Origin of the sequence: Sphingomonas sp. HT-1 (genome assembly GCF_048568905.1) — a bacterium.
In the GTDB taxonomy this organism is placed as follows: domain Bacteria; phylum Pseudomonadota; class Alphaproteobacteria; order Sphingomonadales; family Sphingomonadaceae; genus Sphingomonas.
Window position 1 is genome coordinate 70,795 of the sequence record NZ_CP183770.1, and the last position, 24,899, is coordinate 95,693.

The window sequence follows — 24,899 nt, forward strand, 5'->3', positions numbered from 1 at the left end:
GGCGAGACGAGGGGCGGCCTTCCGCGACTTTCCGATCAGTTGAGCCGCGCGAGCCGATCGCGCGCGGGCATGTGGTTCTGGGAAGTGGACCATGTGCTGATGTTGCTGGCGGTGCTGCTGATCGCGATCGGACTGGTCGCCGTCGCCGCCGCCTCGCCGGCAACGGCCCGGCGCTATTCGGATGCCTCGCACATCGTGCCGCCAATGTATTATTTCTGGCGGCAGCTGATGTGGGTGTGCGTATCGCTGCCCGTGCTGATCGTCGTATCGATGCTGCCCACCACGGTGGCGCGCCGGCTGTCCGTTGCGGGCGCGGTGGTGTTTTTGGGCATGATGGCGCTGCTGCCGGTAATCGGGCATGAGGTGAACGGCGCCAAGCGCTGGATAAGCCTGGGCATTTCCGATCTGCAGCCGTCCGAATTCCTGAAGCCGATGTTCATTGTCACCATCGCCTGGATCCTGTCCTTCCGGGCCAAGGATCCTGAACTGCCGGTGATGATCGTCACCGGCGCGCTGACCGCGCTGATCGGCGGCCTGCTGATGCTCCAGCCGGATTTCGGGCAGACGATCGTGTTCGGGCTGGTCTGGGTGATCCTGCTGATGATCGCGGGCATTTCGCCCGCCGCGATCGCAGGGCTGGGCGGGGTGGCGCTTGCGGGCGTGGTCGCCGCCTATCTGTTCTACGGCACCGCACGCACCCGGATCGACAATTTCCTGTTTCCGACCAAGGAAGCGGCATTGGCCGATCGCTACCAGGTGGAAATGGCGCATGATACGCTGAGCGCCGGCGGCCTGTTCGGCGCTGGACCGGGCAGCGGCCAGATCAAGTTTCGCCTGCCCGAGGCGCACACCGACTATATCTTCGCGGTGATCGGCGAGGAATTCGGGCTGATCGCGTGCGCGGTGATCGCTGTGCTGTATCTTTCGATCGTGATCCGCGTGCTGACCAAGCTGCTGGACGAGGAGGATCCGTTCCGGATGCTGGCGGCGGCCGGCCTGGCGACGCAATTCGGTCTGCAGGCGCTGATCAACATGGCGGTGAACACCGGGCTTGCGCCGTCCAAGGGCATGACGCTGCCGTTCATCAGCTATGGCGGATCGTCGATGATCGCGCTTTCGATCGGCTACGGCCTGCTGCTCGCTTTCACCCGACGAAACCCGTATCTGAAGCGCTCGCCCTACACCGCGCGCTGGAGCAAGCCATGACCGATCGCCGCAGTTACGTTCTTGCCGCCGGGGGCACCGGGGGGCACATGGTGCCGGCCGCCGCGCTGGGCGTGGAGCTGGCGCGGCGCGGCCACCACGTCGCGCTGGTAAGCGACGAGCGCGGCGTGCGCTTCCCCGGCCTGTTCGAAGGGGTGGAAACGCACGTACTGCCCGCAGGACGGCTGGGCGGCGGCCCAATCGGCGCGCTCAAGGCGGCGCGGCAGATGTGGGCGGGCCGGGCGATGGCAAGGCGCTTGTACAGGCAGATCCGGCCGGCGGCCGTAATCGGCTTTGGCGGCTACCCCGCGTTTCCGGCGCTGATGGCCGCCTTTGGTGCCGGCATCCCGACGGTGATTCACGAGCAAAATGCCGTGCTGGGCCGGGTGAACCGGCTGGTGGCGGGCCGCGTCAAGGCGATCGCCACCTCGTACGAAACCGTCGAGCGGATGAAGCCGGGATGGCTGGCCAAGACCTTCCTGACCGGCAACCCGGTGCGCGAGGCGGTGCTGGACCTGCGCAGTCGCCCCTATCCGATGCTGGAGGAAGAGGGCCTGTTCCGGGTGCTGGTGACTGGCGGCAGCCAAGGCGCGTCGATCCTCAGCCAGGTGGTGCCCGATGGGCTGGCGCTGTTGCCGGTGCATTTCCGCCGGCGGCTGCAGGTGACGCACCAGGCGCGCATCGAGGACATCGAGATGGTCCGCGCCAAGTATCAGGACCACGAGATTCCGGCCGAAGTGGCGACCTATCTGCCCGACATGCCCGAGCGGCTCGCCTGGGCGCATCTTGTGATCGCGCGGGCAGGAGCCTCGACGATCGCCGAACTGACTGCCGCCGGGCGGCCGGCGATCCTGGTGCCGCTGCCCAGCGCGACCGACGATCACCAGACGGTGAATGCCCGAGAGATCACCGAAGCCGGCGGCGCACGGACGATTGCCCAACGCAGCTTCACCGCGCAGGAACTGGCCAAGCAGATGCAGAAGCTGGGGCTGGACACCAAGGCGCTGGAGAATGCGGCGGCGCGGGCGCGCGGCTGCGGCCGGCCGGATGCGGTGCGCGACCTGGCGGACCTTGTGGAGTCGATCCACGCACCGCGAGCCCCGGTGGGGAAGGTGCAGAAAGCCAATAAGAACGGAAGGCCAGCTTACGCATGAAGGGCGTCGCGACCGATATCGGTACCATTCACTTCGTCGGCATCGGCGGCATCGGCATGTCCGGTATCGCCGAAGTGATGCACAACCTTGGCTATAAGGTGCAGGGATCCGACGTCGCTGACAGCTATGTCGTGCAGGGGCTGCGGGATCGCGGCATCGGCGTTACGATCGGCCATGCCGCCGAAAATCTCGGCGATGCGGCGGTGGTGGTGGTCTCCACCGCGATCGTCCGCACCAATCCGGAAGTGGAAGCCGCCTACCAGCGCCGCATTCCCGTGGTGCGCCGCGCCGAGATGCTTGCCGAGCTGATGCGGCTGAAGTCCACCGTGGCGGTGGCGGGCACTCACGGCAAGACCACGACGACCTCGATGGTCGCCGCGCTGCTCGATGCCGGTGGTGTCGATCCGACGGTGATCAACGGCGGCATCATCAACCAGTACGGCTCGAACGCCCGGCTCGGCGACAGCGAATGGATGGTGGTGGAGGCCGACGAAAGCGACGGCAGCTTCCTTCGGCTGGACGGCACGATCGCCGTCGTCACTAATATCGATCCCGAGCATCTCGATCATTATGGCTCGTTCGAGAAGGTGAAGGCCGCGTTTGTGGAGTTCGTCGAGAACGTACCCTTCTATGGTGCGGCATTGCTCTGCCTCGATCATCCGGAAGTGCAGGCGCTGATCCCGCGGGTGCGCGACCGGCGGATCGTCACCTATGGCTTTGCCGCGAGCGCCGATGTGCGCGGGGTGAATGTGACGCCGCATGGCGGTGGCAACCGCTTCGAGGCGATCATCCGCAACCGCGACGGTACGACCCGCTCGATCGAGAATATCGAGCTGCCCATGCCGGGCCGCCACAACGTCCAGAACGCGCTGGCCGCGATCGGCGTGGCGCTGGAACTCGGCATTCCGGACGCGACGATCCAGCAGGGCTTCGCCAAGTTCGGCGGGGTCAAGCGGCGCTTCACCAAGGTGGGCGAAGTCGCGGGGGCGACGATCATCGACGACTATGGTCACCACCCGGTGGAAATCCGCGCGGTGTTGGCCGCGGCGCGCGAAAGCGTGCGCGGCCGGGTGATCGCCGTGGTGCAACCGCACCGTTACTCGCGGTTGGGCAATCTGATGGACGACTTCGCCCAGTCGTTCAACGATGCCGACATGGTCTATGTCGCGCCGGTCTATCCGGCGGGCGAGGCGCCGATCGAGGGCGTCCATGCGGATGCGCTGGTCGAGAACGTCTCCCGGCGAGGTCACCGGGCGGTGGCGGCGACTACCGATGCGGCGGCGCTGGCAGGCTCGCTCGCGGGCGTGCTGCGTGAGGGCGACATGGTGGTGTGCCTTGGGGCGGGCGACATCACCAAATGGGCGGCCGGTCTCGCACCTGCGATCGCGGCTGCGCGGGGGGATACGTGAGCAAGGCGGCGGATCTTCTTCTTAAGCCCCTCCCTTCCAGGGGAGGGGTTGGGGTGGGGGACTCCGCCACGCGCGGAGGACTCGCCTCTCTGTCCTGCCCCACCCCCAACCCCGCATCAGGTGAGCAGCGCCCCGCGCTGTTCAGGCGCTGCCGGGGGCAGCGCCGACCTGATGCGCCTGAAGGGGAGGGGCTTTGATGTCGAACTTGCCCCAGCCGCGCGGCAAGCTCACGCCCAACGCGCCGCTTGCCCCGCTCGTGTGGTTCAAGAGCGGCGGTGCGGCGGAATGGCTGTTCGAGCCCGCCGATGCCGACGACCTTGCCGCGTTTCTGGCCGCGCTTGATCCCGCCACCCCGGTGATGGGCCTCGGCCTCGGCTCGAACATGATCGTGCGCGACGGCGGCGTGCCGGGCGTGGTGATCCGTCTGGGCAAGGCCTTCGCGACGGTCGAGCAGCTCGATGAGACCACCCTGCGCTGCGGTGGCGGTGCTTCGGGCATCCTCGTCTCGTCCAAGGCGCGCGACTGGGGCATCGGCGGGGTCGAGTTCCTGCGCTCGATTCCCGGTACGGTCGGCGGCTTCGTGCGGATGAACGGCGGCGCCTATGGCCGCGAGACCTGCGACATCCTGGTCGAGTGCGAGATCGTGCTCCGCTCGGGCGAGCGGCGCGTGCTGGCCAACGCCGATCTTGGCTACACCTATCGCCACAGCAGCCTGCCCGAGGGTGCGATCGTGGTCAGCGCCACCTTCCGCGGCTTCCCCAAGCCCTCGGAGGAGATCCAGGCCGAGATGGACCGCATCGCCGCCGCGCGCGAGGAATCGCAGCCGCTGCGCTCGAAAACCGGCGGCTCGACCTTCAAGAACCCGGAAGGGCACAAGGCCTGGGCGCTGGTCGACGCGGCCGGCTGCCGGGGGCTGCGGCGCGGCGACGCGCAGGTCAGCGAGAAACATTGCAACTTCCTCCTCAACCTGGGGGAAGCGACCAGCGCCGATATCGAGGCGCTGGGCGAGGACGTTCGTGCGCGCGTGAAGGCGCAGTCGGGCGTGGAACTGGAGTGGGAGATTCAGCGCGTGGGTGTTGCGGGTAAATGACGAAGAATCTCCACATCGCCGTATTGATGGGCGGCTGGTCGGCCGAGCGGGAGGTGTCGCTGATGTCGGGGGGCGGCGTCGCCGATGCGCTGGAGGGCCTCGGCCACCGCGTCACCCGGATCGACCTGGACCGCGACGTCGCCGCCAAGCTCGCCGAGGCGAAGCCGGACGTGGTGTTCAACGCGCTCCACGGCACCCCGGGCGAGGACGGCAGCGTGCAGGGGATGCTCGACCTGATGGGCATCCGCTATACCCATTCGGGCATGGTCACCTCGGTGATCGCGATCGACAAGCAGCTGACCAAGCAGGCGCTGGTGCCGCACGGCATCCCGATGCCCGGCGGGCGGATGGTGTCGCGCGAGGAGCTGTACCGGCAGGATCCGCTGCCGCGCCCCTATGTGCTCAAGCCGGTCAACGAAGGTTCGTCGGTGGGCGTGGCGATCGTCACCGCCGAGAGCAATGTCGGCAATCCGATCAGCCCGCAAGCGCGCGGCCCCTGGCAGGAGTTCGACGCACTGCTCGCCGAGCCGTTCATCCGCGGGCGCGAGCTGACCACCGCGGTGCTGGGCGACCAGGCGCTGGGCGTGACCGAACTGAAGCCTAAGAGCGGTTTCTACGACTATGAATCCAAATACACCGACGGCCTCACCGAACACGTCTTCCCGGCGCAGATCCCGGACGATGTGGCGGAAGCGTGCAAGCGGATCGCGCTCGACGCGCACCGGCTGCTCGGCTGCAAGGGCGCCTCGCGCGCCGATTTCCGCTGGGACGATACGCAGGGCGTCGACGGGCTGTTCCTGCTCGAGGTCAACACCCAGCCCGGCATGACTCCGCTCAGCCTGGTGCCCGAACAGGCGCGCCATCTGGGCATCGACTATGCTACGCTCGTGCAACGGATCGTCGAGGAGGCATTGTGAGCCGCAGGCCCGCCCAGCAACAGCGCGCGACGACGCGGCGCGGCGACAAGCCGAAGCCGCGCGGCACCGCCGCGCGACGGCCGCAGCGGGCGAGCATTGTCGATCAGGCGATTTCCGGCCTGCCGATCAGCCCCGATACGCTCCACAAGATCGTTACCTGGAGCATCGTAAGCGCGGTCGGCGCGGTGGTGCTGACGGTCGGCATCCTGGCGGGCGTGCCGCAGATGATCGGCGTCGGCATCGCCCAGGCGGTGGGTGATGCCGGTTTGCGTGTCGACGAGATCCAGATCGACGGGCTGAAGCGGATGGATCGCGCGACCGTGTACGAGCAGGTGCTCGATCAGGATTCGCGGGCAATGCCGCTGGTGAATCTGGAGGATGTGCGGCAGCGGCTGCTGCAATTCCCTTGGGTCAAGGATGCCCGTGTGTCGCGGCGGCTGCCCCACACGCTTCACATCTATATCGAGGAGCGTGTGCCTGCCGCGATCTGGCAGAATCACGGGCGGCTGATGCTGGTCGATCCGGAAGGCGTGCCGCTGGAGCCGGTGTCCGCCGAAGCGATGCCCGATCTGCCGCTGCTGATCGGTGACGGCGCCAATGTGCAGGAAGCGGCGCGCAAGCGTCTGCTCGATGGGCAACCCGGCTTGAAGCCGCTGGTCAAGGCGACGAGTTGGGTCGGCAATCGCAGGTGGGACCTGTTCTTCACCTCCGGTGAGAAGCTGCAGCTTCCCGAAGGCGATGCGGCCGCAGCGGCTGCGCTGAAGAAGTTCGTGGCGATCGATGCGCAGCAGCGGCTGCTCGGCCGCGGCTATCTGGGATTTGACATGCGCGACGACAGCAAGTTGGTTGTCCGGCGCCAGGGGGTGGTCGAACCGCCGCAGCCGGCACCGGCCGCGCCGGCATCGCCGCCGCCGGCGACGGCACCCGTAGCGGCGGGCGCGGTGCAGGGGGAAGGCTGATGGCGAAAGTTGCACCCGAAGGGCTGATCACCGCGCTCGATGTGGGGTCATCGAAGGTTTCGGCGCTGATCGCGCAGCGGAGCGAGGACGGCAATCTGGTCGTGCTAGGCACCGGGCAGCGGGAAAGCCGGGGCGTGAAGCGCGGCTATGTTGCCGACATGCGCACCACCGAAATCGCGATCCGCGAGGCGGTGGAGCAGGCGGAACGGATCGCCGGCTTCAACATCGAGGATGTGTGGGTCAGCTTTTCGGCCGGCGGGCTGGTTTCCAGCATCGTCAAGCTGGAGGCCGACCTGGGCGGCCACCGGGTCGAGCAATCCGATATCGACGATCTGCTCCGCGCCGGGCAGGATGCGATCGACCCGCAGGGCAGGATGGTGCTGCATGCGCAACCGACCCGCTACACGGTGGACGGGCTGGGGGGTGTGAAGCGGCCGCTGGGCCTGCACGCCGATCGGCTGGGCGTCGACGTGCATGTGGTGACGACCGACGGGTCGCCGGTGCGCAACCTGGATCTGTGCGTGCGGTCCGCGCATCTCGAAGTGCGCTCGATCATCGCCGCGCCGGTGGCGACCGGGCTGGCCTGCCTTACCGAGGAGGAGCGCGAACTGGGCGTCGCGCTGGTTGAGATCGGCGCGGGGGTCACCAATGTATCGGTGTTCGCGCAGGGCGTGCTCGCCGGGCTTGCCTCGATCCCGATGGGATCGGCCGACATCACCGACGATATCGCCGCCGCGTTCGGCACCGCCCGTGCCTGGGCCGAGCGGACGAAGTGTTTCCACGGCTCGGCCAATCTCAGCCCGCGCGACAATCGCGAGATGATCGAAGTGACGCCGGCCACTGCCGAGGAAGGCAGCGAGGGCCAGCGCATCACCAAGGCGGCGCTGAACACGGTGATCCGCCAGCGGCTGGAGCGGCTGATTACCGATATTCAGAAGGAACTGAAGCGGCTCAACTTCCAGGATCCCGTTGGGCGGCAGATCGTGCTGACCGGCGGTGGCGCGGAATTGGCGGGCGTGGCCGATTACGCGCAGCAGGCGCTGGGCAATGCGGTGCGCGTGGGCAAGCCGCGCGGATTGCTGGCGATGCCCAGCGCGCATAGCGGCCCGGCCTTTTCGACGCTGGCGGGACTGGCGCAATTCGCCGCCGCGGATCCGATCGATTTGCGCGCGCTGGAGCCGGGGCGGCACCAGCTCGTCACCCGGGCAAGCCCGGGCGCTCTGTTCCAGCGGTTGATCGCAGCGTTCCGGGCGAATTATTAGGGAAATGCGTCCGGCAGGGTGTTAGGGCTAGAGTCGTCGCCTCGGTTCGTGCAGACAAGAATTTCAGGTTGCGCAGCGCGCGCGATGCGCTGCCACGGGAGACCATAGAATGAGTATCGATTTCCTTCCGCCCGACGTGGACGAACTGACGCCGAAGATCGCGGTGATCGGGGTTGGTGGCGCCGGCGGTAACGCCATCGCCAACATGATCCGCGCCGAGGTGCAGGGCGTCGAATTTCTGGTCGCCAACACCGATGCGCAGGCGCTGAAGCAGTCGGTGGCGCCCCAGCGCATCCAACTGGGCGCGAAGATCACACAAGGCCTGGGCGCGGGTTCGCGGCCCGAGATCGGCCGTGCCGCGGCCGAGGAGACGATCGAGCAGGTGCAGGCGTCGCTCGAGGGCGCACACATGTGCTTCATCGCCGCCGGCATGGGCGGCGGCACCGGCACCGGTGCGGCGCCGGTGATCGCGAAGGCGGCGCGTGACATGGGCATTCTCACCGTGGGTGTGGTGACCAAGCCGTTCGCCTTCGAAGGCAAGCGCCGCGCGCAGTCGGCCGAGGCGGGCATCGAAGAGCTGCAGAAATATGTCGATACGCTGATCGTCATCCCGAACCAGAACCTGTTCCTGATCGCCAACGCGAACACGACCTTCAAGGAAGCGTTCGAGATGGCCGACGAGGTGCTGCAGCAGGGTGTGCGCGGCATTACCGACCTGATGGTGATGCCCGGCTTGATCAACCTCGACTTCGCCGACGTCCGTTCGGTGATGCAGGAGATGGGCAAGGCGATGATGGGCACCGGCGAGGCGGACGGCGACGACCGCGCGCTGATTGCCGCCCAGAAGGCGATCGCCAACCCGCTGCTGGACGGCGTCTCGATGAACGGCGCCAAGGGCGTGATCGTATCGATCACCGGCGGCGAGGACATGCGCCTGCTCGAGGTGGACGAGGCCGCCAACCACATCCGCGAGCTGGTCGATCCCGACGCGAACATCATCTGGGGTTCGGCGTTCAACCCGGAGCTGGAAGGCCGCATCCGCGTGTCGGTGGTCGCCACCGGTATCGACGCGAATGTCGAGAACCGCCCGGCGGCACCGGCCGAGCAGCCGCGCGTCTTTTCCTTCTCCACGCCGCGTCGCACGACGGCCGAACCTGCAGCGGCGGCAACTGCTCCCGTTGCAGCTCCGGAGCCGGCACCCGCGCCGGTCGTCGAGGAAGCACCGGCGCCGGTGACGCCGGAACCCGTCGCGGCCGCGCCTGTACCGGCGCCGGAGCCTGCTGCCCCGGTGCCCCCCGCCGACGAACTGCTGCTGGGTGCGGACGCAATGGTGCCGGCACCCGCGGCCGAACCGCGCCCGGCGCCCGCACCTGCTCCCGAAGCTCCGGCCGGCCGCCGTCGCTGGCTGACCGGCGGCGACGAGGATGCCGACACGCGTCCGCGCGCGAAGACCGGCGGCACGCTGTTCGAGCGCATGGCCTCGGCTTCGCGCGGCGGCACCGGCAAGGCGGGCGAGGACGAGGACAAGGACCCGCTCGATATCCCGCGGTTCCTGCGCAGCCAGAACAACCAGTAACAGGGCGCACGGGTGGCACGGTTCGCCGGCCACCCGTCCCGCTTGTCAGCGGCCGTTCAGCGCCGCGGCGCTAGCAGGTTGGTTGGCATGATCAGCAAAAGACATCTTGGCATCGGCGCTATCGCGTCGGCGCTCATCCTAGGTGCGTCCCCGGTGCGCGCGCAGAACGAGGTTGTGCAGCAGCACAATCCGGACGCGGACGCGCTGGCGACGCAGATGCGGGTACTTGCGGAAAATCCGCAGGACGTGGACGCGCTGCTCGCCGCCGCCCGGCTGAGCACCCGTTTGGGCGATCTTTCGGGAAGCCTGGCGCTGCTGCAGCGCGCCGAGGCGGTGGAATCGAGCAACCCGCGCATCGCCAGCACGCGCGCAGCGGTGCTGGTGCGGATGGAGCGCCCCGGCGAGGCTTTGCGGCTGTTCCAGCAGGCCGAATCGCGCGGCGTGGATCCGCGCGAATATGCTGCCGATCGCGGCTTCGCCTATGATCTGCTCGGCCAACCGCTGCTTGCCCAGCGCGATTACAAGCTGGCGCTCGCCACCCGGCGCGAGGACGAAGTGGTGCGCCGCTACGCGCTCTCGATGGGCATCAGCGGCAATCCGGACCAGGCGCAGCGGGAACTGGATGCCCTGTTGCGGGCGCAGGATCGCCCCGCCTGGCGCGCCCGCGCCTTCATCCTGGCGATGAACGGCGACGTGCAGGGTGCCGAGAAAATCGCGGCAACGATGATGCCGGGCTCGATGGGCAAGGATCTGCTGCCCTTCTTCCGCCGGTTGCAGGCATTGCCTGCTGCCGATCGCGCCTTCGCGGTGCATTTCGGCGCGCTTTCGCCCACGCCGGCGCGGCTTGCCGATGCGCGGCTTGCGCCATCGTTGCCGGCCTATGTGCCAGGCGCTGCGGCCGGGCAGGTGACGCGGGCGCAGCCGGCGCCCGTGCCCGCAGCCACGCCGGCGGCGCGGACGATTCGATCGACCGCACCGCGTATTGCGCAGGCGCAAGTGGCGCCGCCGGCGCGCGCCTTGACGCCGACGCCAACCCCTACGCCCACGCCGGCACCGGCACCGGCGCCGGCACCGGCCCCGGTGCAGCCACGGCCGGCCGCGCCGCCGCAAACAGCGAGGGTTGGCGCGGAGAGTTCGACGCTTGCGTCGATCATCGCCGGCATTTCCGTTCCCGATAGCGAGCGGGCGCTGGTCCGCCGGCCGGTGACGGTAACGCCGCCCGCGGTTGCGCGCACCGCACCGCCAGCCGTGCCCGTGGCGGCGAAGCCCAAGCCGACGCCCAAGCCGGCGGCAATGGCCGACGAGGATGCGCCGGAAAGCAAGCCTGCGCGTGGTGCCAAGCGCTCCGATCCGCGGATGACCGATGCCGAAGCAACCAAGCCCGGCAGGGGCGATGCGCGAAAGGGCAAGAAGCCCGAGCCGAAAAAACCCGATCCGGCGAAGACCGATCCCGCGCGGATCTGGGTGCAGGTGGCCAGCGGCGCAAATGAGGATACTTTGAATCGCGCGTGGAAGGGCGTGGTCGCCAAGGCGCCTGCGTTGTTCAAGGGGCGCGGCGGCTGGTGGACGCCGGTGCGCGCGACCAATCGGATCATGACGGGGCCGTTCAAGACCAATGCCGAGGCGCAGGGCTTCGTCAACAAGCTGGCGGGCGACGGCGTTTCGGCCTTTGTCGTAGCGAGCGAGGCAGGCCAGAAGGTAAGCAAGATCGCGCCTTGAGACTTCGACAAGCGCGGTTCGCTCCGCTAGGGCGCACCAGGTGAAACCCATTTCCCCCTGGGCCTGTATGCCCGGCCAGACTCGCGGTCGCCTCCATCCCGAACCGGGCGGCGGCGCGCGCGGCCCTCGCGACGCGTTCCAGCGCGACCGCGACCGCATCATCCATTCGATCAGCTTTCGTCGGCTGCGGCATAAGACCCAGGTGTTCATGGCGCCCGATGGCGACCATTTCCGCGTGCGCCTCACGCACAGCCTGGAAGTGGCGCAGATCGGCCGCGCAATTGCGCGTGCGCTGGGGCTGAACGAGGATCTGACCGAGGCGCTCTGCCTGGCGCACGATATCGGCCATCCGCCCTTTGGCCATGCCGGTGAGGATGCGCTGGAAGCGGCGCTGGCGGGCAAGGGCGGGTTTGATCACAACGGACATACGCTGCGCACGCTGACGGTGCTCGAGAAGCCGTATCCTGCGTGGGATGGCCTGAACCTCACCTGGGATACGCTGGAGGGCCTGGCCAAGCACAACGGCCCGATCCACGAACCGCAATGGGCGCTGGCGGGCACGGACACCGCCTTCCCGTTGCACCTGAACCAATGGCCCTCGCTGGAAGCGCAGGTGGCGGCGATCGCCGACGATATCGCCTATGACAATCACGATATCGACGATGGCCTGCGCGCCGGGCTGCTGACCCTCGATCAGATCATGGAAGTACCGATGATCGCGCGCGCCTGGGGTGAAGTGGAGGCGCGGTTCCCCGGCGTACGCCCGAAGCGGCTGACCGGCGAACTCATCCGTTCGCAGATCGGCGCCATGGTCAACGATTTGATGGCCGAAACACAGCGCCGCGTTGCTAACGCGGGGGTGGAGACCGTGGACGATGTTCGCGACGCCGGACAGTGCCTGGCCGGCTTCTCGCCCGAGATGCGTGATGCCGAGCGCGGGCTGAAGCGCTTCATGTACGCGAATCTCTACCACCACCCAAGCCAACTGGCTGCGGCCGACGCGGCGCGGCAGGTGGTGGCCGGGCTGTTCGCCGCCTATGCGGCCGATCCTGCGACGATGCCGGCGGAATGGCGGGATGCGCTGCCGGAGGAGGAGCCCTGGCGGAGCCGGCACATCGCCGACTTCATTGCCGGGATGACCGATCGCTACGCCATCGCGCGGTATCGCGAGCTTTGTGGGACGATCGATCTGCCCGAGGGCTTTTGAGGATGCACCGAAACTTCCCCCGTTCATGCGAGGGAAGTCCCGGTGCGATGATCAGAAGGCCGCGCTCAGCGAGAACACCACCTGGCTGCCCGCGATCGTCGAGCCATCCTTGGTGTTCGAGAAGTTGGGCTGGAGATATTGGCTCTCGGCCTTGCTGATGCTGGTGTCGACATATGCGACGCCGAGGACGACCGGGCCCAGCGCGAGGTCCGCACCGATCAACCAATCGGCATAGCTGCCGGTAGGTGCGACGCTGGTGCCGTTCGGCCCGAGGCCCGGGTTACCGTCCGAATAGCCGAGATGGGCTTTCAGCGTGACGGGGGTCTGCGGAACGGCGGTGCTGATGTCGCCCCAGAGATAGAGATTGTCTTCCTTGTCGCCCGCGCGGCTTTCCGGCGTGTTGCTCCAGTTGCCGAGCGCTTCCTGCGCCGGGGCATAGGCAACGCCCGCAAGCGCAGAGACCGGGCCGATCGAGCCGCTGAGCTTCACATAAGGCTCGGCGAAATCGGTTTTGGAAGCACCGCCCGGATACATGTACCAGGTGAGGCCGACGTCGAGCGTCGCGCCGCTGCCGAGCGGTAGCTTGTACCCGCCGACGAGATCGAGTTCCGTGTTGGAGCCGCCAAACGTTCCCCAGCCGGCAAGATTCGAGGCCCAGACCGCTGCATAGGCGCCGCTTTGGTGCGAAACGGTGAGGCCGCCCTGAATTGCCATTTCCTCATTGGACTGCGACACGCCGCGGAAGCGATAATCGGATACGAGGGCGACGCTGCCAGATACGGTAACCGGCTTAGGCGGATCGCTTTCCTGAGCGAAAGCGGGAGTGGCCAGGCCGAGCAGGGCTACGGCGGCGAGACGGGTCTTCATGGAACATTCCCTCTCGAATGCGAGTGAGGTGAAGGTTCCCGCCTGCGTAGGGCGATGGTTGGCTCTCCAGATGGGGCCTCCCTTTCGTCCTCCGGCTACATTTGCAATGCAGCATGTCCTCTTTATGTCTGGAATGTGTTAAAATATGTCCACGGCGATAAAAGGCGGCACTGGACCTGTTTTGTCACTGCCTCGAAAGCGTTTTGCAACGGCAGGCTGATAGAACAATCGGCAGGAGAGATGCTTGGTTGCTCAAGGGGTTAGGAACGGCGCAGCTGACCGTTCATACAGCCCGCCTTGTGCAACCTCCCGGTAGCAAGCCGATCGGCCGCGCCTGCCGGGCTCACCTTTAGCTATTCTGTTCCGTCCCCCCAGAACGGAAACCCCCGTGATCGCATGGCGATCACGGGGGCATTTTTCCGTAGGTTTGATGCGGCGATCAGCGCTGCGCGACCTGCACCTTTTCCGCCTTCGGGACGCGGAAGGATACGTGATTGCCAGCGGCATTGCCATCGACCCAGCCGTTGCGCACGACAAGGCGGAAGCGCTGGTTCGCGGGCTTGGCGACGCCTTCCAGGATCTGCATGTCGCCCTTGGCGGTCGACGTGTAGACATAGGTGACGCCATCGCGGGTGAAGCTGCGGCTGTCAGCGTTGTCGCCGGCGAAAGCCGGAGCGGCGGCGAACAGACTTGCGACGAGGGCGAGAGTGAAACGGGTCAAGATCTTTCTCCTTCGAGTTCGAAAAGAGCCAGATCAGCATCCTTCTTGTGTTCTTGACCGACAGATTGTTGCGGTGCAGCAGATTCGGCAATCGCAAATGCCGGGGGTCATGGTTGCAATCCGTGCAACTGTAAATTGCGGCAAACGGTTGCGGATGCGGCGAACCGTTGGCGCTGGCAAACTTCTGCGACAGTTCAGCGCCAGGATTGCCGCCATCGTCGGAGGGTACGCCGATGGCGCACAAGAGTATCGCGTTGAATCGTTTCGGGCTGGGTGGACGTCCTGGGGAAGACCCCGGCGCCGATCCGCGCGACTGGCTGGATCGGCAATTACAGTACTATACGGTTGCGCCGGCCGCGTTGGCGGGGCAGCCCGCCGGCGCCGATCTTGCCGCACGCTTTGTGGCGTATCGCGAGCAACTGCAGCGCGCGCGCAAGGCGTTACCGCCCGCTGAGTCCCGGCGGTCGAACCTGAAATCGGGAGCGGAGCCAGGTATGGTCGAGGCACCGGCGGCAGCGGCCGAGGATGATCCCGCAGCCATCCTGCGCAAGCAGTTCTCGCAGCAAACTCGCCAGATTTATAACGGTGCGGTGACGGCGCGCGCGCTGGCGGCGATCACGTCGCCCGCGCCTTTTGCCGAGCGGCTCGTGCATTTCTGGGCCAACCATTTCGCCATATCAGGCGACAAGGCGGAGGTGACCAGCCTGGCCGGCGCGTTCGAGTTCGAAGCGATCCGCCCGCACCTGATGGGCAGCTTCCGCGACATGCTGTTCGCGGTGGAGCGGCATCCGGCGATGCTGTCGTTCCTCGATCAGACACGCTCGGTGGGGGCGAACAGTCCGATCGCGGTGCGCGCCGGGAACCGGCCCAACGCTCGGCGTGCCTTCGGGCTCAACGAGAATCTGGCGCGAGAGATTCTCGAACTACACACGCTGGGGGTGCGCACTGGCTATAGCCAGAGCGACGTGACCGAGTTCGCCCGGGCGCTGACCGGATGGACGATCGCCGGCTTCGGCCGTGGGGCGGCATCGAACTATGGCGGGCCTACCGGGAGACCCGGCAATTTCCTGTTCTTCGCGCCCATGCACGAGCCGGGCACCCGCACCATCCTCGGCCGATCCTGGCCGCAAGCCGGCGAGGCGCAGGCGGCGGCGGTGCTGGACCATTTGGCCACGCATCCTGCGACGGCTACCCACATCGCGACCAAGCTCGCCCGCCACTTTGCCGGCGACACGCCGCCGCCAAAGCTGGTCGATCGGTTGCAGAGTGTTTTCGTGCAGACGGGCGGCGACCTGCCCAGCCTGTACCGTGCGCTGATCGCCGCGCCTGAATGCTGGGCGCCCGCACCTGTCAAGTTCAAGTCCCCCTGGGAATGGTCGATCTCCGCAATGCGCGCATTGGGAATGCAGCAATTGCAGCCCAACGCCGTGCCAGGGCTGATGAACCAGCTTGGACAACCGGTGTGGAAGCCAGGCTCCCCTGCGGGCTGGGACGATGTGGCGGGCGCCTGGGCGGCGCCCGATGCGGTGCTGCGGCGCGTCGAGGCGTCCGAGCGATTGGCGCAGCGCACGCGCGATCTGATCGATCCGCGTCAGCGCGCCGCCGAACTGTTTCCGCAGGCGCTGAGCCCGGCCACCGCCCAGGCCATCGCGCGGGCGGAGAGCAATAGCCAGGGGGTCGCGCTGATGCTGGTCGCGCCCGAGTTCCTGCGGAGATAGCGCCATGAACCTGAACCGCCGCACCCTGTTGTCCGCCGGCGCCACCGCGCTGCTGGTCTCCCCGCTGGGCGCGCGCATGGCCTTCGCCGCCGCCCGTACGGAACGCCGCTTCGTCTTCATCATCCAGCGCGGCGCCGCCGATGGGCTGGGGATCGTCGCGCCGGTTGGGGATCCTGTCTATGTCGGCGCGCGGGGCGAACTTGCCGCCGACTTCAGCGATGCGCCCAAGCTAGACGGCATGTTCGCGCTGCACCCGGCGATGGCGAACATGCTGGGCATGTACGAGGCCAAGCAGGCGCTGTTCGTCCATGCGGTGGCCTCGCCCTACCGCGACCGCTCGCATTTCGATGGCCAGAACGTGCTCGAGACCGGGGGTACTGCGGCCTATCAGTTGAAGGACGGCTGGATGAACCGGCTGCTCCGGCTTCTGCCGACGGAGGACAAGGCCATCGCGCTGGCGTCGACCGTACCTATGGCGCTGCGTGGACCGGTGGACGTTGCAAGCTATGCCCCGTCGTCGCTGCCCGACGCCTCGGACGACCTGCTCGCTCGGGTGAGCGCGATGTACGAGGGGGACCGCCAGCTCCACCCGCTCTGGCAGGAAGCGATGGCGACGCGGATGCTGACCGGCGACCTCGGCAGCGATGGCGGCAAGAAGGCCGCGGACACCGGCACGCTGGCCGCCAAGCTCCTCTCCGCCCCAGGCGGCGCGCGCATCGCGATGATTGAGACCGGCGGCTGGGACACCCATTCCGGCCAGCGTGGACGGCTGGGCGGGCAGCTCAAGGGCCTCGACGCGATGGTCGCGGCGCTCAAGACCGGGCTGGGGCCGCATTGGGACGATACGCTGGTGGTGGTGGCGACCGAGTTCGGCCGGACGGTGAAGGCCAACGGCACTGGCGGCACCGATCACGGCACCGGCTCGGTCGCGATGCTGCTCGGCGGCGCGGTGCAGGGCGGCCGGGTGCAGGCCGACTGGCCCGGGCTGGGCGACGCGGCGCTGTACGAGGGGCGCGACCTCAAGCCGACCACGTCGCTCGACGTGCTGATCGCGAGCGCGGTGTCGCGGCACTTCGGGCTGGCGCCGGCGCGAACGGCGAAGGCGCTGTTCCCGGCGATGGCGACGGCGGCGGGGATGGAGGGGCTGGTGCGGGGGTAAGGGTTTAGGGCTGCCTTTAGGCAGGTAATGCTCTTATCATATAGTCGCTATCGCAAAATTAAGTGAATTCCTGATCATCGCTTCGAGCACTTTTAGCTCTCTGGTAATCGCGGCTCTCAACAAGAAACTCGCACAGAGCAAACGCGGCGTTAACTGTAAGCTTGGCATGGTGACGGGCGGGGTTGAACTGACGTGCGTGGCGGTCGCTTCTTTTGTTGGCCATTTCGAAGACGCCGCTGATCAGGGACTGGAAGCCGCCTACAACGGGCTTCAGAGGATCGGCAAGTTTTGTGGGGTCTAGGTTTAAAGCTGGCTGTAAGGCCTTGTATAGCGACCTTATGTCTCCTTCAGTTTCCTTGAAATTTGTTTTTGTTTCAGTTAGGAGAAGCTTTAGAAGATGTTCTACAAGAGTGTAGGCGTTAGTTATGGCTCCAGCGTAATCGCCTGATTGTATTTTTTGGTTGGCCTTGTTTATCTGTTCTGTGATCGCTTCGTGGCTAATGGAAATCAGGCTGGTTGGCGCTAACGTGACCTGACCCAGAGGGCGGATCTCCAAGCGCGGGTTGATTCTGACCTCTTGATTTCCGTCCATCCACCCGTAGTCATCTGTTAGAATAAGCCGAAATCCGTCCCGCGTGAGATATTTATTGAATTGATATGCGACATCTTCGGCATTGAATCCATCTTCTCCAATGAAATCGAACGCGGAATGTATAACCTCCTTCATGGCCAGCGTTCCGTTGAATCTATTTAGCTTCTCTCGAACATATACAGGCCTAGCGGGGAATCCTTGTCCATAGAGGTCCTCTTCTCCAAACTGATTGAAGAAATTTACCAGTTGATAGCCGGAGCGATATGGGCTTTTTTTTGAATCGCCCGTGATGATGTCGTTAAGGCGTTCTAGCGTGTTGAATGACAAATTCATGCCTAGGCGGCTCGCCGGTAAGTTTTGTGATCGGTTTGATATACGGAGTTTGCTAACCCGCACGCAATCGCCCGTTAGTGTCTTTCCCTCGATCCATCCGTCAAACTCAGTAGGCCATCTTCATCCGTTTGGGTCCAATCCAGCCCACATCTGATTGCATGAGGGCTGCGTTCCGCAGATTGGATGGTTGCCCAGTAGCCGTCGTCGTGAGCAAGGGGTTGCTCGTCATGTCCTGGAGCTTTCATTTCCCCTTACAGGGGAGCGCCGTTCTGCAATAGGGATGACGGCGCCGCGCCACTGCGCTACAGCCGCCGCTCCCATTCCCCATTGGATTGCTCAATGACGCTTTATGCTCGTTTCGCCGCGCATCTGAACCTGGCCCTGGATGCGCTCGTCCTCGCCGGCGATCTGCCTGCGGGGCTGGAGCGACGCGCGATCACGGTCGAGCCGCCGCGCGATCCGAGCCATGGCGATCTTGCCACCAATGCCGCGATGGTGCTCGCCAAGCCCGCCGGGACCAATCCGCGCGCGCTTGCCGAAAAACTGGTCGCCGAGCTGGAGAAGCTGGACGAGGTCGCCGCCGTGTCGGTCGCCGGCCCCGGCTTCATCAACATGACGCTCCACGAGGACAGCTGGCGCGGCGAGGTCGCCGAGATCCTGCGCGCGGGGGCCGATTATGGCCGCTCGACGCTGGGCGCGGGCGTGACCGTCAACGTCGAATATGTCTCCGCCAACCCGACGGGCCCGATGCACATGGGCCATTGCCGCGGCGCGGTGGTGGGCGATGCGCTGGCGAGCCTGCTCGAATATGTCGGCCACAAGGTCATCCGCGAATATTATGTCAACGACGCGGGCGGCCAGGTCGACGTGCTCGCCCGCTCGGCGCACCTGCGCTACCGCGAGGCGCTGGGCGAAACGATCGAGATCCCCGAGGGGCTCTATCCGGGTGACTATCTGAAGCCGGTCGGCCAGCAGCTCGCCGCCGAGTTCGGCGACAAGTACGTCTCCGCGCCCGAGATCGAATGGCTGGCGCTGTTCCGCAAGACCGCGGTCGCGGCGATGCTCGTCATGATCAAGGACGATCTGGCGCTGCTCGGCATCCATCACGACCTCTTCTCGTCCGAGGCCGAGCTGCAGGCCGCCGGCAAGCCCGAACAGGCCGAGGCATGGCTGCGCGAGCGCGGGCTCGTCTATGACGGCGTGCTCGAGGCCCCCAAGGGCGAGACGCCCGAGGATTGGGAGCCGGTGGAGCTGCCGCTGTTCCGCTCGACGCAATTCGGGGATGATCAGGATCGCCCGATCAAGAAGTCGAACGGGCAATGGACCTATTTCGGCGCCGATCTCGCCTATCACTTCCAGAAGGCGCAGTCGGCCGATCAGCTGATCGACATCTGGGGCGCCGACCATGCCGGAACGGTGAAGCGGATCGTCGCCGCCGTGCAGGCGCTGACCGGCGGCAAGACCCGCTTCGACGTCAAGCTCGTCCAGATGGTGCGCCTGCTGCGCGCCGGCGAGCCGGTGAAGATGTCCAAGCGCGCGGGCAATTTCGTCACGCTGGCGGACGTGGTGCGCGAAGTGGGCAAGGACGTGGTGCGCTTCACCATGCTCACCCGCAAGGCCGATGCCCAGATGGACTTCGACTTCGCCAAGGTGCTCGAGACGTCCAAGGAAAACCCCGTCTTCTACGTGCAATACGCCCATGCGCGCGTCGCATCGGTGCATCGCCGTGCGGCCGAGGCGGGGATCAGCCTGGACGAGGCGGCGGACCTGTCGCTGCTCGACGGCCGCGAGCTGGCCGTAGCGAAGCTCGCCGCGCAGTTCCCGCGCGTGGTGGAAGCGGCGGCGAGCGCGCGCGAACCCCATCGCATCGCCTTCTATCTCTATGATCTGGCGGCGGAATTCCACGCGCTCTACAATATGGGCAACGACTCTGCCGATCGCCGTTTCCTGATGGTCGAGCAGCCCGCGCTCACCCGCGCGCGGCTGTTCCTCGGCCGCTCGATCCAGCAGGTCATCCGCAACGGCCTCGCGCTGATGGGCGTGGAGGCGGTCGAGGAGATGTAACGGCGATGAGCGGCCGGTACGAGGACAGCGAGCGGCTTCCCTGGTTGGAGACCGTGGAAGAGGCGTATGAGGAGCCGCGGCGCGGACGGGTGGTGCTGTTCGTAATGTTGGCGCTGCTCGTCGCGGGGGCGGCGGGCGCGCTGCTCTACTGGCAGCGCCATCAATCCGCGCGGGATGGCAATGGCGCGCTGATCGCTGCGCCGCCGGGGCCTTACAAGATCCGTCCTAACGATCCGGGCGGCGTGCGCATCGCTGGCGAAGGCGACATCGTGTTTCGCACCAGCCAAGGCACCACGCCTGAGGCCGGCATCAACGTCGCCGCGCTTCCTGAGGCCCCGGTGGAGGGCAAGAAGCACAGCGGGGATGCCGCCGCTTCAGCCAGAGCAAGCAAGAGCGCGACGATCGCGCTGCCGCCGCCATCGCCGGTGCGGCCGACTGCCCAGCGCGCAACGCCGACGGCATCGGCACGAGCGAACGAAGGCGCGGGCGCATTGGTGCAGCTTGGCGCCTTTCCGAGCGAAGGCGCGGCGAATGCCGCCTGGACGCGGATGTCCAAGCGCTTCGCCTATCTGGCGCCGCTCGGCAAACTGGTGGTCCCGTTCGTGACGGAGGATGGCAAGACCGTCTATCGGCTTCGCGTGAACGCCGGCGGCAATGGTCAGGCACGCGACCTCTGCGGCAAGCTGAAGGTTGCCGGCGAGAACTGCTTCGTCGCGAGCTGAAGTGGTTTGCGGGGCCGGCCGGATCGGCTAGGCCACGCCCATGAAGCCCGTGATCTTCGGCCTGTCCGGCCCCGCGCTTACCGCAGACGAGCGCGATTTCTTTCGTGATGCCGCGCCGCTCGGCTATGTCCTGTTCAAGCGCAACTGCGTGGACCCCGAACAGATGCGCGCGCTGACGGATTCGCTGCGGGCGTTGCACGGGCGAGACGACTTGCCGATCACGATCGACCAGGAAGGCGGCCGCGTCGCACGGATGCAGCCGCCGGTGTGGCCTGCCTTCCCGACGGGCGCGGCGTTCGACACCTTGTACGATCGCGCACCGATCTCCGCGATCGAGGCGGCACGGGCCAACGGCCAGGCGCTGGCGCATATCCTGCGCGAGGCTGGGGTGAACGTGAACCTCGCGCCGATGCTCGACGTGGCGATCCCGGGGGGCACCCCGGCGATCGGCGACCGAGCGTTCGGCGGCGACCCTGTGCGCGTGGCGGCACTTGCCCGCGCGCTGCTCGACGGGCTCAATCGCGGCGGCGTGGCCGGGGTCATCAAACATATGCCGGGCCATGGCCGCGCGCTGGTCGACAGCCATCTGGAACTGCCCCGCGTGCGCGCTACCGCAGAGGAACTGGAGGCGGACCTGCTGCCGTTCCAGCGGCTGAAGGATGCGCCGATCGGCATGACCGCGCATATCGTGTTCGAAGCCTGGGATCCGGATCTGCCGGCGACGTTGTCACCGACGGTGATTTCGGAGGTGATCCGGGGCAAGATCGGCTTCGACGGACTATTGTTCACCGACGATATCGACATGAAGGCACTGACCGGCACGGCCGGCGAGAAGGCCGAGCGCGCACTAGCGGCCGGCTGCGACGTGGTGCTCGACTGCTGGGCGCGGATGCCGGAGATGGTCGACATCGCCGGGCGGATTCCCGATGCGCCGGCGGCTTGTCTCGATCGGCTGGCGCGGGCGATGGGATCGGTGGGGGAAGCCGAGGACGTGCCGCTGGCCGAGTTGCTGGCGAAGAGGGACGCGCTGCTGGGGGTGTGACCCTTTCTAGCCCCTCCTCCTCGGAGGAGGGGTTGGGGGTGGAGGGATTCCAGAACCTAGGTTGGTCTCTGCGAGACACTGTCCCACCCCAACCCCTCCCCTGAAGGGGAGGGGCTTATTCTTGCCCGGCCCGCTCCCCCCTCCTATGACCACAAGGTGGACGGGGCCGACGAAATCCTGAAGATCGAGGTGGAGGGCTGGGAAGGCCCGCTCGACCTGCTGCTGGCGCTGGCCCGGACGCAGAAGGTCGATCTGCGCCAGATCTCGATCCTCGAATTGGTCGAGCAGTATCTTACCTATGTCCATGCTGCGCGAGAGCTGCGGCTGGAGCTTGCCGCCGACTATCTCGTGATGGCGGCCTGGCTCGCCTACCTGAAATCGGCGCTGCTGCTGCCGCGCAATCCGGCGGAGACACCCAGTCCGGAGGAACTCGCCCTGCGCCTGCAGCTTCGCCTCGAACGGCTGAGTGCGATGCGCGAGGCGGGGGCGCGGCTGGTTGCGCGTGATCGGATGGGGCGCGACGTGTTCCCCCGCGGCGCCCCGGAAGGGCTGCGGGTGATGCGGCAGGCGCGGTGGGGGGCCTCCATCTACGATCTGATTGCCGCCTATGGCAGGATCAGCGCGCGGACGCGGCCGGTGATGCATGTCGTCGCGCATCGCGACGTGATGACGCTGGAAGCGGCGCTGGAACGGCTTTCCTCGCAGCTCGGTACCCGCGTCGACTGGAGCGCGATCGAGAGCTTCCTGCCCGAAGGTACGAACGAGCTGTATCGCCGGTCAGCGCTTGCGTCGTCGTTCGTCGCAGCGCTGGAAATGGCGCGGCAGGGGCGGCTGGAAATTCGTCAGGAGGCGCCGTTTGCACCGCTCTACCTGAAGGCGATTCCACAATGATCGCCCCGGATGAGCCCGCGCGGGCAGTGGAGGCAGTGCTGTTCGCCTCCGAGAGCCCGTTGGGGGTGGACGAAATCCGCGCCTATGTCGGTGCAGAGATTGACGTCCGCGCAGCGCTTGCGGCGCTCGGCGACTTTTACCAGGGGCGTGGGATCGAGCTGGTGCGTCGGGGGGATCGCTGGCACTTCCAGACCGCGGCCGATCTCGCCCATCTGCTCCGCCGCGATCGGGAAGACAGCCGTAGGCTGAGCCGCGCGGGCATCGAGACGCTCGCCATTATCGCCTATCACGAGCCGGTGACCAGGGCGGAGATCGAAGCGATCCGCGGCGTGCAGATTTCCAAAGGCACGATCGATGTGTTGATGGAGGCAGGCTGGGTGCGTCCCGCCGGCCGCCGCGAAGTGCCGGGCCGGCCGCTGATGTATGCCACCACACCCGGTTTTCTCAGCCATTTCGGCCTGGCAAGCCGCCGTGATTTGCCTGGCATCGAAGACCTGAAGGCCGCAGGCCTGCTCGACCCGGTCGATCTCGCTTTGGAACAGCTCGACGCGGCGGAAGCTGCGGCCGAAAGCGAAACTGTAACGGACGACGAATAGAGGCGGCATCTTCGATTCAGCCGCTCCCGCGTGCCGGACGGTGATCAACCGTTGCCGTAAGGGGCGTCGAGCCTTAGATAGGGCGCGATATCAAGGAGAATTCTAATGGGTAGCTTCAGCCTGATGCACTGGCTGGTTGTCGGCATCATCGCCATTCTGCTGCTGGGCGGTGGCCGGTTCTCCCACATGATGGGCGACGTCGCGAAGGGCATCAAGAACTTCAAGAAGGGTATGGCCGAAGACGATCAGCCGGCCCAGCCGACCCGCATCGAAGGCAAGGCCGCGCCGGAGCCCGGCTATACCCCGGAAGCCGAGCGCGCCCGCGAGGAGCAGCGCTAAGCCCGGTCCGGGGCGTCGGCGGCGTCGGCGGCCCGGCTTTTGATCGCAGCGCGCCGGGCGTTCCGGCGCATGCCGTGCGAGTGGAAACACCGACAGAATGTTCGATATCGCGCCCCAAGAGCTGTTGCTCGTGGCCATCGTCGCCGTGATCTTCATTGGTCCCAAGGATCTGCCGCGGGCGATGCATTTCGTCGGCAAATGGGTGGGCAGGGCGCGCGGCGTAGCGCGCCAGTTCCGTTCGGGGATCGATTCGATGGTCCGCGAGGCCGAACTTGCGGAGCTGGAGAAGCAGTGGGCGGCCGAGAATGAGCGGATTATGCGGCAATATCCGCCGCACCCGCTTCCCGCGCCGGAACCGGATGGCGCCGGGGGGGCGGTTGCCCATGTTCCCCACGACGACGAAGCGCCGGTGATGACTCCGCAGCCGCGAATTCATCCGGATCCTGCACCGGCCGAGAGTTCCACGACCAGCTCGTCCGCATCGGAGACAAAGCCGGTGCCCCCCGTCAGCGAAGTGCAGCCGTGACCGAGATCGACGATACCCAGGCTCCCCTTCTCGACCATCTGATCGAGCTGCGTCGACGGCTGATCTGGTCGATCCTGTCGTTGCTGGCCGCGTTTGGCGCGAGCCTCTACTTCGCCCGCGCCATCCTGTCATTCCTGGTGGCGCCATTGAAGGCTGCGGGCCAGGCGAAGATCATCAACACCGAAATTTTCGGCGGCTTCCTGGTGGAAGTGAAGGTCGCGTTCTTCGCTGGCTTGATGATCGCGTTTCCGGTGATCGCCAATCAGTTGTGGAAGTTCGTCGCGCCGGGCCTGTACAAGCGCGAGAAACAGGCGCTGCTGCCGTTTCTGCTAGCGACGCCGGTGCTTTTTACCGCCGGCGCGGCCATGGCCTATTACATCGCGATCCCCGTCGCGCTGAAGTTCCTGCTCGGTTTCCAGGGCAATCTGGGCGGGGTCGAGCAGCAGGCGCTGCCGGATGTGAACAGCTATCTGAAGTTCGTGATGCAATTCATCTTCGGCTTCGGGATTTCCTTCCTGTTGCCGGTGCTGCTGATGTTGCTCGAGCATGCCGGCATCGTCACCTATGAGCAGCTGAAGGGCGCGTGGCGCTACGCGATCGTCGCGTCAGTGGCGATTGCAGCGGTGCTGACGCCGCCCGATGTGGGCTCCCAGCTGCTGCTCGCGGGCCCGTTGGTGGGCCTGTATTTTCTGTCGCTGGTCGCCATTTACTTCACTCGGCGGCGTCGCGAGCGCGTGAAAGTTGCCGAGCCGGGTGAGGGTGAGGGCGAAGCGGACGCTGCCTGACGGAAAACGCCCCCTCTGCCGGGCAGAAGGGGCGTTGAATGGCTTGCG

At 66.5% G+C, this 24,899-nt stretch carries 23 protein-coding genes; 20 read left to right on the forward strand and 3 right to left on the reverse strand.

The genetic code is table 11. The annotated features are described in order from the left end of the window. Nucleotides 1-69: 69 nt before the first annotated feature. The 10 genes from ACNFJ7_RS00355 (at nt 70) to ACNFJ7_RS00400 (ending at nt 12,496) form a co-directional block, all read left to right on the forward strand. On the forward strand, nt 70-1,206 hold the full coding sequence (locus ACNFJ7_RS00355) for an FtsW/RodA/SpoVE family cell cycle protein (RefSeq protein WP_019368691.1): 1,137 nt from the start codon (nt 70-72) through the stop codon (nt 1,204-1,206). Beyond that, nucleotides 1,203-2,357: an undecaprenyldiphospho-muramoylpentapeptide beta-N-acetylglucosaminyltransferase gene (gene murG, locus ACNFJ7_RS00360; protein WP_026008996.1), complete on the forward strand. Its 1,155-nt coding sequence runs from the start codon at nt 1,203-1,205 to the stop codon at nt 2,355-2,357. The genes ACNFJ7_RS00355 and murG overlap by 4 nt, the downstream gene beginning before the upstream one ends. After that, complete coding sequence (gene murC / locus ACNFJ7_RS00365; RefSeq protein ID WP_019368693.1) at nt 2,354-3,766, forward strand: UDP-N-acetylmuramate--L-alanine ligase; 1,413 nt, start codon at nt 2,354-2,356, stop codon at nt 3,764-3,766. The genes murG and murC overlap by 4 nt, the downstream gene beginning before the upstream one ends. Before the next feature lie 196 nt (nt 3,767-3,962). Further along, complete coding sequence (gene murB / locus ACNFJ7_RS00370) at nt 3,963-4,856, forward strand: UDP-N-acetylmuramate dehydrogenase (RefSeq protein WP_019368694.1); 894 nt, start codon at nt 3,963-3,965, stop codon at nt 4,854-4,856. Then, nucleotides 4,853-5,773 (forward strand): D-alanine--D-alanine ligase, encoded by a 921-nt coding sequence (locus ACNFJ7_RS00375; RefSeq protein ID WP_019368695.1) that lies wholly within the window; start codon nt 4,853-4,855, stop codon nt 5,771-5,773. The genes murB and ACNFJ7_RS00375 overlap by 4 nt, the downstream gene beginning before the upstream one ends. Then, a complete protein-coding gene (locus ACNFJ7_RS00380; RefSeq protein WP_019368696.1) occupies nt 5,770-6,732 on the forward strand; it encodes a cell division protein FtsQ/DivIB in 963 nt (320 codons plus the stop codon). Before ACNFJ7_RS00375 ends, ACNFJ7_RS00380 begins: the two co-directional genes overlap by 4 nt. Next, entirely contained in the window at nt 6,732-7,994 is a 1,263-nt protein-coding gene (gene ftsA, locus ACNFJ7_RS00385) for a cell division protein FtsA (RefSeq protein WP_019368697.1), read from the forward strand. The genes ACNFJ7_RS00380 and ftsA overlap by 1 nt, the downstream gene beginning before the upstream one ends. A gap of 109 nt (nt 7,995-8,103) precedes the next feature. After that, complete coding sequence (gene ftsZ / locus ACNFJ7_RS00390; RefSeq protein ID WP_019368698.1) at nt 8,104-9,570, forward strand: cell division protein FtsZ; 1,467 nt, start codon at nt 8,104-8,106, stop codon at nt 9,568-9,570. 87 nt (nt 9,571-9,657) lie between these two features. Continuing rightward, nucleotides 9,658-11,289: an SPOR domain-containing protein gene (locus tag ACNFJ7_RS00395; RefSeq protein WP_019368699.1), complete on the forward strand. Its 1,632-nt coding sequence runs from the start codon at nt 9,658-9,660 to the stop codon at nt 11,287-11,289. Nucleotides 11,290-11,356: 67 nt separating this feature from the next. Continuing rightward, nucleotides 11,357-12,496: a deoxyguanosinetriphosphate triphosphohydrolase gene (locus tag ACNFJ7_RS00400; protein WP_019368700.1), complete on the forward strand. Its 1,140-nt coding sequence runs from the start codon at nt 11,357-11,359 to the stop codon at nt 12,494-12,496. A 51-nt stretch (nt 12,497-12,547) separates the two neighbouring features. On the opposite strand, the gene ACNFJ7_RS00405 is transcribed toward ACNFJ7_RS00400, so the two are convergent. Together ACNFJ7_RS00405 and ACNFJ7_RS00410 are read right to left on the reverse strand one after the other, a co-directional pair. After that, nucleotides 12,548-13,363 (reverse strand): TorF family putative porin, encoded by an 816-nt coding sequence (locus ACNFJ7_RS00405; RefSeq protein ID WP_019368701.1) that lies wholly within the window; start codon nt 13,361-13,363, stop codon nt 12,548-12,550. A 439-nt stretch (nt 13,364-13,802) separates the two neighbouring features. Further along, nucleotides 13,803-14,084 (reverse strand): hypothetical protein, encoded by a 282-nt coding sequence (locus ACNFJ7_RS00410; protein WP_019368702.1) that lies wholly within the window; start codon nt 14,082-14,084, stop codon nt 13,803-13,805. Between the two features lie 233 nt (nt 14,085-14,317). Here ACNFJ7_RS00410 and ACNFJ7_RS00415 point away from each other — a divergent pair, with 233 nt between their 5' ends. Together ACNFJ7_RS00415 and ACNFJ7_RS00420 are read left to right on the forward strand one after the other, a co-directional pair. Next, nucleotides 14,318-15,802 carry a DUF1800 domain-containing protein gene (locus ACNFJ7_RS00415; protein ID WP_019368703.1) on the forward strand — a complete coding sequence of 495 codons (1,485 nt, stop codon included), beginning with the start codon at nt 14,318-14,320 and terminating at the stop codon, nt 15,800-15,802. 4 nt (nt 15,803-15,806) lie between these two features. Continuing rightward, entirely contained in the window at nt 15,807-16,961 is a 1,155-nt protein-coding gene (locus ACNFJ7_RS00420; RefSeq protein WP_019368704.1) for a DUF1501 domain-containing protein, read from the forward strand. Between the two features lie 58 nt (nt 16,962-17,019). On the opposite strand, the gene ACNFJ7_RS00425 is transcribed toward ACNFJ7_RS00420, so the two are convergent. Continuing rightward, on the reverse strand, nt 17,020-17,886 hold the full coding sequence (locus tag ACNFJ7_RS00425) for an abortive infection family protein (protein ID WP_026008997.1): 867 nt from the start codon (nt 17,884-17,886) through the stop codon (nt 17,020-17,022). A 339-nt stretch (nt 17,887-18,225) separates the two neighbouring features. Here ACNFJ7_RS00425 and argS point away from each other — a divergent pair, with 339 nt between their 5' ends. The 8 genes from argS to tatC all read left to right on the forward strand — a co-directional run bounded on the left by argS (nt 18,226) and on the right by tatC (nt 24,851). Then, entirely contained in the window at nt 18,226-19,950 is a 1,725-nt protein-coding gene (argS, locus tag ACNFJ7_RS00430) for an arginine--tRNA ligase (protein ID WP_019368706.1), read from the forward strand. A gap of 5 nt (nt 19,951-19,955) precedes the next feature. After that, the gene (locus tag ACNFJ7_RS00435) at nt 19,956-20,672 is read left to right on the forward strand and encodes an SPOR domain-containing protein (RefSeq protein ID WP_019368707.1); all 717 of its coding nucleotides are present in this window, start codon (nt 19,956-19,958) and stop codon (nt 20,670-20,672) included. 40 nt (nt 20,673-20,712) lie between these two features. Then, entirely contained in the window at nt 20,713-21,714 is a 1,002-nt protein-coding gene (gene nagZ / locus ACNFJ7_RS00440) for a beta-N-acetylhexosaminidase (protein ID WP_019368708.1), read from the forward strand. 156 nt (nt 21,715-21,870) lie between these two features. Then, a complete protein-coding gene (locus ACNFJ7_RS00445) occupies nt 21,871-22,605 on the forward strand; it encodes a segregation and condensation protein A (protein ID WP_019368709.1) in 735 nt (244 codons plus the stop codon). After that, nucleotides 22,602-23,201: an SMC-Scp complex subunit ScpB gene (scpB, locus tag ACNFJ7_RS00450; RefSeq protein ID WP_019368710.1), complete on the forward strand. Its 600-nt coding sequence runs from the start codon at nt 22,602-22,604 to the stop codon at nt 23,199-23,201. Before ACNFJ7_RS00445 ends, scpB begins: the two co-directional genes overlap by 4 nt. 105 nt (nt 23,202-23,306) lie before the next feature. Further along, the gene (locus tag ACNFJ7_RS00455; RefSeq protein ID WP_019368711.1) at nt 23,307-23,540 is read left to right on the forward strand and encodes a twin-arginine translocase TatA/TatE family subunit; all 234 of its coding nucleotides are present in this window, start codon (nt 23,307-23,309) and stop codon (nt 23,538-23,540) included. A 97-nt stretch (nt 23,541-23,637) separates the two neighbouring features. Further along, the gene (gene tatB, locus ACNFJ7_RS00460; RefSeq protein ID WP_019368712.1) at nt 23,638-24,066 is read left to right on the forward strand and encodes a Sec-independent protein translocase protein TatB; all 429 of its coding nucleotides are present in this window, start codon (nt 23,638-23,640) and stop codon (nt 24,064-24,066) included. Further along, nucleotides 24,063-24,851, forward strand: a complete 789-nt coding sequence (gene tatC, locus ACNFJ7_RS00465) for a twin-arginine translocase subunit TatC (RefSeq protein ID WP_019368713.1) — start codon at nt 24,063-24,065, stop codon at nt 24,849-24,851. Before tatB ends, tatC begins: the two co-directional genes overlap by 4 nt. Nucleotides 24,852-24,899 lie beyond the last annotated feature (48 nt).

What these genes read in the sequence shown, in the direction of transcription:
- ACNFJ7_RS00355 (WP_019368691.1), top strand. Translation starts at nt 70, where the DNA reads ATGTGGTTCTGGGAAGTGGACCATGTGCTGATGTTGCTGGCGGTGCTG.
- murG (WP_026008996.1), top strand. Translation starts at nt 1,203, where the DNA reads ATGACCGATCGCCGCAGTTACGTTCTTGCCGCCGGGGGCACCGGGGGG.
- murC (WP_019368693.1), top strand. Translation starts at nt 2,354, where the DNA reads ATGAAGGGCGTCGCGACCGATATCGGTACCATTCACTTCGTCGGCATC.
- murB (WP_019368694.1), top strand. Translation starts at nt 3,963, where the DNA reads ATGTCGAACTTGCCCCAGCCGCGCGGCAAGCTCACGCCCAACGCGCCG.
- ACNFJ7_RS00375 (WP_019368695.1), top strand. Translation starts at nt 4,853, where the DNA reads ATGACGAAGAATCTCCACATCGCCGTATTGATGGGCGGCTGGTCGGCC.
- ftsA (WP_019368697.1), top strand. Translation starts at nt 6,732, where the DNA reads ATGGCGAAAGTTGCACCCGAAGGGCTGATCACCGCGCTCGATGTGGGG.
- ftsZ (WP_019368698.1), top strand. Translation starts at nt 8,104, where the DNA reads ATGAGTATCGATTTCCTTCCGCCCGACGTGGACGAACTGACGCCGAAG.
- ACNFJ7_RS00395 (WP_019368699.1), top strand. Translation starts at nt 9,658, where the DNA reads ATGATCAGCAAAAGACATCTTGGCATCGGCGCTATCGCGTCGGCGCTC.
- ACNFJ7_RS00400 (WP_019368700.1), top strand. Translation starts at nt 11,357, where the DNA reads ATGCCCGGCCAGACTCGCGGTCGCCTCCATCCCGAACCGGGCGGCGGC.
- ACNFJ7_RS00405 (WP_019368701.1), bottom strand. Translation starts at nt 13,363, where the DNA reads ATGAAGACCCGTCTCGCCGCCGTAGCCCTGCTCGGCCTGGCCACTCCC.
- ACNFJ7_RS00415 (WP_019368703.1), top strand. Translation starts at nt 14,318, where the DNA reads ATGGCGCACAAGAGTATCGCGTTGAATCGTTTCGGGCTGGGTGGACGT.
- ACNFJ7_RS00420 (WP_019368704.1), top strand. Translation starts at nt 15,807, where the DNA reads ATGAACCTGAACCGCCGCACCCTGTTGTCCGCCGGCGCCACCGCGCTG.
- ACNFJ7_RS00425 (WP_026008997.1), bottom strand. Translation starts at nt 17,886, where the DNA reads ATGAATTTGTCATTCAACACGCTAGAACGCCTTAACGACATCATCACG.
- argS (WP_019368706.1), top strand. Translation starts at nt 18,226, where the DNA reads ATGACGCTTTATGCTCGTTTCGCCGCGCATCTGAACCTGGCCCTGGAT.
- ACNFJ7_RS00435 (WP_019368707.1), top strand. Translation starts at nt 19,956, where the DNA reads ATGAGCGGCCGGTACGAGGACAGCGAGCGGCTTCCCTGGTTGGAGACC.
- nagZ (WP_019368708.1), top strand. Translation starts at nt 20,713, where the DNA reads ATGAAGCCCGTGATCTTCGGCCTGTCCGGCCCCGCGCTTACCGCAGAC.
- scpB (WP_019368710.1), top strand. Translation starts at nt 22,602, where the DNA reads ATGATCGCCCCGGATGAGCCCGCGCGGGCAGTGGAGGCAGTGCTGTTC.
- ACNFJ7_RS00455 (WP_019368711.1), top strand. Translation starts at nt 23,307, where the DNA reads ATGGGTAGCTTCAGCCTGATGCACTGGCTGGTTGTCGGCATCATCGCC.
- tatB (WP_019368712.1), top strand. Translation starts at nt 23,638, where the DNA reads ATGTTCGATATCGCGCCCCAAGAGCTGTTGCTCGTGGCCATCGTCGCC.